Genomic DNA, 942 nt, shown 5'->3' with positions numbered 1-942 from the left:
GGGCCTCGCGCAACTGCGGGATGCCAGGTCCGGGGCAATAGCCCGTGTAGCCGTCGGCGATGGCCCGGTTCATAGCTTCAACGATATGGGGGGCCGTCGGGATGTTGATGTCGCCGAGATGGAAGGGATACACAGGGTTCCCCTTCGCCTTCCAAGCGGCCGCGGCTTGGGCGACGCTAAAGGCAGTTTCGGTGCCCAGACGTTCGAGCCGGTTCGCGAGTTGCTGCATGCTGTTCCACTCCTCATCGAGATTGTGATCGATCTTCTGCGGTAATAATTCTGATTTTGCGTCGTCGCGGAGGTTAGACAGGGTTGACCCGTGCCCTTACGGTGGCCACGGCCAGGAACCTTTTGCGGACGGTTCCTTGTCCGTTTCGGCCGATGCAGTAGGGACAGTTGTGGCTGTCCGGTTCACCGGAACAGGGTTTCCTCCTTAACCTCAGGCAGTTCCCGGCGCTGACTGTGGTCATCTTTTCCGCGCTTGCCGTCATGGTTCTCCTTGACGCTCGGCGGCGAAGAGTCTTACCAGCCGCGCTCGGCGAGGCGGTGCGGCTGCGGGATTTCGTCGACGTTGATGCCTACCATGGCTTCGCCGAGGCCGCGGGAGGCCTTGGCGATGACGTCCGGGTCATCGAAATAGGCAGTAGCCCTAACGACGGCGGCGGCACGCTGGGCCGGGTTGCCGGACTTGAAGATACCGGAACCGACAAACACACCGTCAGCGCCGAGCTGCATCATCATCGCAGCGTCGGCCGGGGTGGCAATGCCGCCGGCGGTGAACAGCACCACGGGGAGCTTGCCGGCGGCGGCAACCTCCTTGACCAGTTCATACGGGGCCTGCAGTTCCTTGGCCGCGACGTAGAGCTCGTCCTCGGGCAGCGCGGCGAGCTTGGCGATCTCGGCGCGGATCTGGCGCATGTGCCCGGTCGCGTTGGAGACGTC

General features: G+C 63.6%; 2 pseudogenes. Both read right to left on the bottom strand.

Annotated features, from left to right (window positions below):
• Positions 1-229: pseudogene (locus DAD99_RS21380) on the bottom strand (aspartate aminotransferase); the annotation flags it as partial.
• A 293-nt stretch (positions 230-522) separates the two neighbouring features.
• A pseudogene (locus DAD99_RS21375) lies at positions 523-942 on the bottom strand (pyridoxal 5'-phosphate synthase lyase subunit PdxS); the annotation flags it as partial.

Source organism: Pseudarthrobacter sp. AB1 (assembly GCF_014926485.1).
In the GTDB taxonomy this organism is placed as follows: domain Bacteria; phylum Actinomycetota; class Actinomycetes; order Actinomycetales; family Micrococcaceae; genus Arthrobacter.
Note: the sequence above shows the minus strand (reverse complement) of the source record. Positions and strands in the feature narration are given on the sequence as shown.